This window comes from Promicromonospora kroppenstedtii DSM 19349 (assembly GCF_000515355.1).
In the GTDB taxonomy this organism is placed as follows: Bacteria; Actinomycetota; Actinomycetes; order Actinomycetales; family Cellulomonadaceae; genus Promicromonospora; species Promicromonospora kroppenstedtii.
The window spans coordinates 20451-28636 of sequence record NZ_KI911730.1; the positions used below are offsets into that span (position 1 = coordinate 20451).

Consider the following 8186-nt stretch of genomic DNA (forward strand, 5'->3'; position numbering starts at 1 on the left):
AGGACGAGCCCGCGCAGGGCCGGCGCGTCCGGCGTGGAGGCGGCCACGGTGGCCGCCGCGACGATCGAGCCGAAGGAGTGGCCCGCCAGCACGGCGCTCCCGTCGGGCACGAGCGCGGTCAGCAGGTCGGCCGTCCAGGCGGCGTAGCCGGGGATGTCGTGCACCGCGTCCCGAAGCGGCGCGGACCCCCCGAACCCGGGCAGGTCGGGCACATATACCTGCACGTCAGGGCGTCGGCGCACGAGGTGCGCGACGATCGGTTCCAGGCCGTGGTGGTCACCCCGGAGCCCGTGCAGGAACACGATCCGGTGCGGCGCGGCGGGGTCGCCGTAGACCCGGACGTGGGCGCGGACGCCCCGGATCTCGAGGTCCGCGTCGCGTGCGGGTGTGGCCGCGACCAGTCCCGCATACGGTGCCTTCTGCGGGGAGGTGCCCGGCGTCACGTGGCCCGGGCCCTGCCCCGCCCCGGGTGCCGTCCCGGGCGGCGGCGCGGCGCTGTCGCGCGGGTGCGTGTCGGTGTTCATCGCGCTGACCCTAAGCACTCGAGGGACGGTCACGGGAGGGGTCCGAGAAAGATGGGGGAAAACCCCCATGTCATTACGGGGGGAAACCTGGTGGCGGAGAAGGGCATCCTTACGTCACCGTTGTCCCATGCAAGCCACAGCGGTCGCCCTCGCCGTGCTCGGCGCCGCCCTGTTCGCCGGGGCAGCAGTCCTGCAGCACCGCGAGGTGGCCGGCCTCTACGGAACACCCGACCCCCGCGAACGCGTCATGTCGCTGCGCCGGCTCGGCCGGATAGCACGGCGGCCCGGCTGGCTGGCCGGGTTCGGGCTCGCGGCGGGCGGCACGATCGTGCACGCCCTGGCGCTGGCCCTGGCCCCGCTCCGGCTGGTCCAGCCGATCGGCGTGCTCGCGGTACCCGTGGCCGTGCTGCTCTCCTCGCTCCGCATGCGGCGCGCGCCCGGCCGCAACGTGCTGCTGGGCGTGGCCCTGACCATGGCGGGCGTCGCGGTCTTCGTGGGCGCCTCGGTCAGCGCCACCTCGGGCAACCCGCCGCCCCCCGGCTCCACCCTGCCGACGATCCTGGTCGTCGGCGGTGTCGTCCTCGCCCTCGGCACGGCCGGCCTCGCGATCGGCGGCTGGCTGCGCTGCGTCGCCTGCGCGACCGCCGGAGCCACCGCGTTCGGCCTGCTCTCCGCGCTGATGCGCGTGGTGTTCCAGGAGCTCGCCCGCGGCACGCGGTGGTACGACCCGCAGGTGCTCGGCACGGCGGCGTGCGCCGTCGCGGCGCTGGTTCTGGGCGGCTGGCTCGTCCAGCAGGCCTACCCCGCCGGCCCGCCCGAGGTCGTGGTCGCCTGCCTGACCGTCGTCGACCCGATCGTCGCCGTGCTGCTCGGCGCGGTGCTCCTCGGCGAAGGGGCCGACACCTCCGTCGGCACCTGGTTCCTCCTCGGCGCGGCGGCACTCGCCGCGGCCGCCGGGGTCCTCGTCCTTGCCCGGCTCCACCCTGACGCCGTCGCGGCCCGCGCGGCGCGCAGCAACCCTTCGAGACTTCCCGAACCATCGAGAGGTACAGCACAGTGAACCTGCCTGGTACTCCCCGCACGATCTTGATCGGCGCCGATACCTACCCGCCCGCCGTGAACGGCGCCGCCCGGTTCGCCGGCAGCCTGGCCACGGGACTGGCCGGCCGTGGGTACGACGTGCACGTGGTGGCCCCGTCGCCGACGGGCAAGCCGGTGCGCGAGGTGCGTGACGGCGTCGTCCTGCACGGGCTGCGGTCCAGCCGGTACCCGACGCACCACAACCTGCAGATCTCCCTGCCCTGGGAGACGCGCCGGGCGGTCACGGAGATCCTGGACGAGGTACGGCCCGACGTCGTGCACACCAACGGAAGCTTCATCGTGGGCCGCGCCCTGGTCGACACCGCGCACCGCGCGGGCCTGCCGATCGTGGCGACCAACCACCTGATGCCCGAGAACCTCGTGGGCTACCTGCTGGTGCCGGGCTCGATGCACCGCACGGTCGGCCGCTGGCTCTGGCAGGACATCGGCCGCGTCTACGCCAAGGCCGACGTCGTCACCGCGCCCACCCCCCGCGCCGTCGACCTGCTGGCGCAGCACGCCGGCCTGAGCCACGCGATCCCCGTGTCCAACGGCATCGACACCGACCGGTACACGACCACCGTCCGCGAGGGCCGCGCCGAGCCCACCGTGCTGTTCGTGGGGCGCCTGGACCAGGAGAAGCGGGTCGACGAGATCATCCGCGCCTTTGCCCTGCTGCCCGAGGACCTCCCCGGCCGGCTGGAGATCGTCGGCACCGGCGCGAAGGCCGACGAGTGGGCCGCGCTCGCCGCCGAGTCCGGCGTCGCGGGCCGCGTCCGGTTCCGCGGCTACGTGCCCGACGACGAGCTGCTGGCCGCCTACTCCGCCGCCGACGTGTTCTGCATGCCTGGCGTGGCCGAGCTGCAGAGCCTGGTGACCCTGGAGGCCATGGCCTCGGGCCTGCCCGTGGTGGCCGCCGACGCGATGGCGCTGCCGCACCTGGTGCGCCCCGGCGTCAACGGCTGGCTCTACACGCCGGGCGACGTCCGCGAGCTCGCGAACCGCCTGGGCGACCTGCTGGCCGACGCCGGTCTGCGCCGCCGTATGGGCGCCGCGAGCCGCGAGCTCGTCGCCGCGCACGCCGTGGACGGCACGCTCGACGCGTTCGCGGAGATCTACGAGAAGGTCCACGCCACGCGCGCCACCGCGGCGGCCGCCTGACCCGCACCCTTTCGCACGGGTCAGACCCTCAGGTCCCTCGGGTGACCTGAGGGTCTGACACGTCCCCCGTGGGGGTCAGCCGCCGAAGACCGGCGCGACCGCCTTGACCAGCTCGTTGCCGCCGAGCACCAGGAACATGGCGGCCACCAGCACCAGCACCACGTTGACCCACCAGCGGTTGCGCCACTGCCGCGGCACCGCCTTGGAGTTCATCAGGAACAGCAGCGTGAGCGCCAGGAACGGCATGAACAGCGAGCCCAGTGCGCCGTAGACCACGACGAGCAGGATGGGCTTGTCGAGGAACAGCAGCGCCATCGGCGGGAACGTCAGCCACAGGATGTACCAGCGGTAGTAGGTGCCGCCCGCGCCCCGGCGGCGGTCGTCGGCGGGCAGGTTGCGCATGGTCGCCACGAAGTCGGCGAACATGAGCGACACCCCGTGCCAGACGCCGATCACCGACGAGAACGTCGCGGCGAAGAACCCGACCAGGAACAACGGCGCCATGAACGCCCCGTACCGCTGGGCGAGCACGTCGGCGACGTCGACCAGCCCCTGTTCTCCGTCCGCCACGGCCAGGCCGGCCGAGTACAACAGCTCGGAGCCGACGATCAGCATGGCGATCACGAACACGCCCGACATGAAGTACGCCCAGCCGTTGTCGAGCCGCATGACCCGCATCCAGCGCGGCGTGTCCCAGCCCTTCTCGGTGAGCCAGTACCCGTAGGCGGCCAGCGTGATGGTGCCGCCGACGCCGCCCGCCAGGCCGAGCGTGTTCAGCACCGCGCCCTCGGGGATGATCGGCACCAGGCCGGCCATGATCTCGCCGAGGTTGGGCGTCGTCAGCGCCGCCGAGCCCACGACGGTCACGAACATGACGCCGATGAGCACGGCCATCACGTTCTCGAACGGCTTGTACTTGCCGAACCAGACCAGCAGCAGGCCCGCGACGCCCGCGGCCATCGCCCAGTACCGCACCTCGAGCACCGGGAACAGCCCGTTCAGCGCGAGGCCGACGCCGGACATCGCCGCCGCGCCGTAGCTGAAGCCCCAGACCACCACGTAGATGCCGAAGTAGACGACCGCCCACAGGCCGAGCGACTTCCAGCCGTCGAAGATGGTGCGGCCGGTCGCGAGCGTCCAGCGTCCCGCGCCCTCGACCAGCGCGATCTTGACGACGACGCCGAGGACCACCGCCCACAGCAGCGCGTACCCGTAGTTGCTGCCCGCGACCATCGTCGCGACGAGGTCGCCGGCGCCGATGCCGGTGGCCGCCACGACCAGGCCCGGACCGATGATCCGCCAGCGCGGCTTCTCCAGGGGCTCGCCCTGCCCGGCACCGGCCTCGTTGCCGGGCGTCCGCTGGTCCTCGGTCAGGCGATCTCCTGGAAACCCCTGTGAAGTGACCTCATTGTCCTTTTCCATGGCGTGACTGTACCCAGGCGTTTCACCCACCCAAAAGGGACGCGCACTCGCCACGGACCGTGTCACAGAGGTTTAACAGGACCGCAATCCGTTGCATACACACGCGACCCGTCCTGAGTGATTGTATGCAATCGTCCTTCTCAGACCCGGATTGGATTCTCTAGTGCGCACACCACTGCCGCGGCCGCGCGGCCCACTCGCCCCCGCCGCCGGGCTCCTGGCCACGGCGCTCGTCCTGTCCGGCTGTCAGGAGGTGCAGACCTCCGCCCCCGCCGAGGAGACCGCCGACGTCACCGCCGTCACCCTGGACGGCCGCACGATCACCGAGGGCGGCGACCTCGTCATGGCCCTGTCGGCCGAGCCCGACGTGCTCGACCCGACCACCTCGTCGTCGCTCTACACGCGCTACGTCATGGAGACGATGTGCGAGAAGCTCTACGACATCGACGAGTCGGGCGAGATCGTCCCGATGCTCGCCACCGAGCTCCCGGAGGTCTCGGACGACGGCCGCACCGTCACCTTCCCGATCAAGGAGGGCGTGCGGTTCGCGGACGGCACGCCGTTCGACGCCGAGGCCGTCAAGACCTCGATCGAGCGCCACCTCACCAAGGAGGACTCGTCCCGGCGCAGCGAGCTGGGGCCGGTCGAGGAGGTCACCGCGCTGGACGACAGCACGGTCGAGATCACCTACGAGACGCCGTTCGCGCCGCTCACCGCGGTCCTGGCCGACCGGGCGGGCATGATCATGTCGCCCACGGAGCTGGAGAAGGCGGGCGACGACTTCGGCGAGCACCCCGTGTGCGTGGGCGCCTTCAAGTTCGTCGACCGCGTGCCGCAGACGTCGATCACGGTCGAGCGCGACCCCCTGTACTACGACGCCGAGAACGTGCACCTGGACACGATCACCTACCGCATCATCACCGACGCCAGCATCCGCTCGGCCAACCTGCGCTCGGGCGACGTCCAGGTCGCCGACAGCCTCTCGACCCAGGACCTGGCCGAGCTGGAGTCCGCCGACGGCGTCGGCCTGCTGGAGGTCGGCTCGCTCGGCTACCAGGCCATGACGGTCAACGTGGGCAACACCGACGGCGTGGGCGCACCACCCGGGGAGATCGACACCCCCATCGCGAAGGACCCGCGCGTGCGTCAGGCCCTGTCGATGGCCGTGGACCGCGAGCAGCTCGTGAAGTCCGTGTTCAACGACCGGTACGACCCGGCCTGCTCTCCCGTCTCCCCCGCGTCCCCGTTCAGCAGCGACGCGAGCGAGGCCTGCCCGGAGTACGACCCGGAGGGTGCCAAGGCGCTCCTGGAGGAGGCCGGCGCGGACGTGCCGTACGAGATCGAGATCAAGGTGACCAACACGCCCGACACCCTGCGCCTGGCGCAGGCCGTCCAGGCCTCCGTGGCCGACGGCGGGTTCGAGCTCACCATCGTGCCGGTCGAGTACTCCTCGCTGCTCGAGGTGCAGGAACAGGGCGACTTCGACCTGCTGCAGCTCGGCTGGTCGGGCCGCGTGGACCCGCACGGCAACATGTTCAACTTCCTGTCCACGGGCGCCGGCAACAACTACTCCGGGTACAGCGACCCCGAGGTGGACGAGCTGCTCACGCAGGCCGCCACGGTGATCGACCCGGCCGAGCGGGCCGAGCTGTACGGCCAGGTCGTGACCAAGGTCCAGGCGGACAACCCGATCATCTACCTCTACCGGACGCGCAGCATGACCGGCTACGCCGACGAGGTGGCGGGCATCTCCACGTACGCCGACGGCGTGGTGCGGCTGAGCAACGCCGCGTTCGTCGAGCCGGCCGAGGGCTGAGAGCGCCCACGATGCGTCGTTACCTCCTCGTCCGCCTCGGCCAGTCGGCCGTGACGCTCCTGCTGGCGTCGATGGTCATCTTCCTGGGCGTGCGCATGCTGCCCGGCGACCCCGCGCTCGCGATGGCGGGCGAGGAGGCCACGCCGGAGCGGCTCGCCATGATCCGCGCCGACCTCGGCCTGGACCAGCCGGTCTGGGTGCAGTACGGGCGGTTCCTCGCCGAGGTCGCCTCGGGCGACCTCGGCGAGTCCACCCGCACCGGCGCCTCCGTCGCGAGCATGATCGGCGCCACCCTGCCGGTCACGCTCTGGCTGTCGCTCTACGCGATCGTCGTCGCCGTCGTGACCGGGGTGGCGCTCGGCCTGCTCGCCGAGCGCTACCGCGGGCGCTGGCCCGAGTGGGTCGCGAACGCCGCTGCCCTGACCAGCCTCTCGGTGCCCAACTTCTGGCTCGGCATGCTCGCGATCGTGTACCTGTGCATCGGCCTGGGCCTGTTCCCGGCGTCGGGCTACGTGCCGCTCACCGACGACCCGGTGGGCTGGGTGGTGCACCTGACCCTCCCGGCCCTGATCCTGGGTACGGGCCTGGCCGCCGTCATCATGCGGCAGACCCGGGCCTCCATGATCGAGGCCATGCGCACCGACTACGTGCGCACGGCCCGCGCCAAGGGCCTCGGCCGCACACGGGTGCTGCTGCGGTACGGGCTGCGCAACTCCCTGATCGTCGTGGTCACCATCGCCGGGCTCCAGCTCGGCGGCCTCATCTCGGGGGCCGTGGTGACCGAGCAGATCTTCGCACTGCCCGGCTTCGGCAAGCTCACGCTCGACGCCGTCTTCCAACGCGACTACCCCGTGATCCAGGCCGTCGTCGTGCTCACCACCGTCGGGTACGTGCTGGTCAACCTGGCCGTGGACGTCCTGTACTCCGTCATCGACCCGCGCATCCGAGTGGGAGGCCGCTCATGACCGTCATCGAGCACGGCGATCTCTCGCCCGAGCCCGCGCCGGCCGTCGTCGGGCCGCGGCGGCTGCTGTCCCGGTTGCGCACGCCGCAGGCGATCACCGGAGCGGCGATGCTCGCCGTCGTGGTGCTCGCCGGGCTGCTCGCGCCCCTGCTGGCCCCGCACGGACCCGCGGAGGTGCACTTCGACGCCCCCTTCCAGCTGCCCGGCACCGTCGGGTTCGCGCTCGGAACCGACGACCTGGGCCGCGACGTCCTGTCCCGGATGATGTACGGCATCCGCGCCTCGCTCATGGTGGGCGTCGTGGCGGTGGGCCTCGCCGTCGTCGTCGGCACGCCGCTCGGGCTCGCCGCCGGGTACTGGCGGTGGCTGGACGCGCCCGTCTCGCGCCTGACCGACGTCACGCTCGCGTTCCCGTTCCTCATCCTCGCGGTGGGGCTGGCCGCCATCAACGGGCCGAGCCTGTCCGGCGCCGCGATCTCCCTCGGCATCGCGCAGGTGCCGACCATGGTGCGCGTGGTGCGCGCCGAGACGATGCGCCTCAAGGAGAGCCCGTTCGTGCTCGCCGCCACGGCGATGGACGCGTCGGGCCCGCGGATCCTCGCCCAGCACATCCTGCCGAACTGCCTGTCCGCGATCATCGTGCAGGCTACGGTCATCATGCCGGCGGCGGTCCTGGGCGAGGCGGTGCTCTCGTTCCTGGGGCTCGGCATCCAGCCGCCGACGCCGAGCCTGGGCATCATGCTCTCGGACGCGCAGCAGTACCTGGGCCGCGCGCCCACCGCCGCGCTGTTCCCCGGCCTGGCCATCGTGGCGATCTGCCTCGGCTTCAACCTTCTCGGGGACGCCCTGCGCGACGCCCTCGACCCCTCCACCGACCGTAAGTGAGTGCCATGACCTCGACACCGTTCGTCCGGCCGACCACCCCGCTGACCCGCCCTGACCTGAAGGGCACGTTCGGGATGGTGGGCTCCACCCACTGGATCGCCACCGCGAGCGCCCAGGCCGTGCTCGAGCGGGGCGGCAACGCGTTCGACGCCGCGGTCGCGGGCGCGTTCGTGCTGCACGTCGTGGAGCCGCACCTGAACGGGCCGGGCGGCGACATGACCGGCGTCTTCGTGACGGCTGACGAGCCGGCGCACCCGCGCGTGCTGATGGGCCAGGGGCCCGCGCCCGCGGGCGCGACCATCGGGCACTACCGGTCCGAGGGCCTGGACCTGGT

The 8186-nt window shown here is 72.1% G+C and carries 8 protein-coding genes; 6 read left to right on the forward strand and 2 right to left on the reverse strand.

Annotation, left to right across the window (positions count from 1 at the left end; translation table 11 throughout):
- Nucleotides 1–524, reverse strand: a 524-nt coding sequence (locus PROKR_RS21730; protein ID WP_169736510.1) for an alpha/beta fold hydrolase, incomplete at its 3' end; no start/stop codon positions are given.
- A 127-nt stretch (nucleotides 525–651) separates the two neighbouring features.
- On the opposite strand from PROKR_RS21730, the gene PROKR_RS21735 reads away from it, so the two are divergent.
- On the forward strand, nucleotides 652–1584 hold the full coding sequence (locus PROKR_RS21735; RefSeq protein ID WP_051433226.1) for a DMT family protein: 933 nt from the start codon (nucleotides 652–654) through the stop codon (nucleotides 1582–1584).
- Nucleotides 1581–2765 carry a glycosyltransferase gene (locus PROKR_RS21740; RefSeq protein WP_036967344.1) on the forward strand — a complete coding sequence of 395 codons (1185 nt, stop codon included), beginning with the start codon at nucleotides 1581–1583 and terminating at the stop codon, nucleotides 2763–2765. The genes PROKR_RS21735 and PROKR_RS21740 overlap by 4 nt, the downstream gene beginning before the upstream one ends.
- 75 nt (nucleotides 2766–2840) lie before the next feature.
- Here PROKR_RS21740 and PROKR_RS21745 read toward each other — a convergent pair whose 3' ends face one another.
- The gene (locus PROKR_RS21745; protein WP_245605926.1) at nucleotides 2841–4187 is read right to left on the reverse strand and encodes an Nramp family divalent metal transporter; all 1347 of its coding nucleotides are present in this window, start codon (nucleotides 4185–4187) and stop codon (nucleotides 2841–2843) included.
- Between the two features lie 163 nt (nucleotides 4188–4350).
- On the opposite strand from PROKR_RS21745, the gene PROKR_RS21750 reads away from it, so the two are divergent.
- The 4 genes from PROKR_RS21750 to PROKR_RS35815 all read left to right on the forward strand — a co-directional run.
- On the forward strand, nucleotides 4351–6003 hold the full coding sequence (locus PROKR_RS21750) for an ABC transporter substrate-binding protein (protein WP_036967347.1): 1653 nt from the start codon (nucleotides 4351–4353) through the stop codon (nucleotides 6001–6003).
- 11 nt (nucleotides 6004–6014) lie between these two features.
- Nucleotides 6015–6968, forward strand: coding sequence for an ABC transporter permease (locus PROKR_RS21755; RefSeq protein ID WP_036967351.1), 954 nt, complete (start codon nucleotides 6015–6017; stop codon nucleotides 6966–6968).
- Complete coding sequence (locus tag PROKR_RS21760; RefSeq protein WP_036967353.1) at nucleotides 6965–7852, forward strand: ABC transporter permease; 888 nt, start codon at nucleotides 6965–6967, stop codon at nucleotides 7850–7852. Before PROKR_RS21755 ends, PROKR_RS21760 begins: the two co-directional genes overlap by 4 nt.
- A gap of 5 nt (nucleotides 7853–7857) precedes the next feature.
- Nucleotides 7858–8186, forward strand: a 329-nt coding sequence (locus PROKR_RS35815) for a gamma-glutamyltransferase (RefSeq protein WP_036967355.1), incomplete at its 3' end; no start/stop codon positions are given.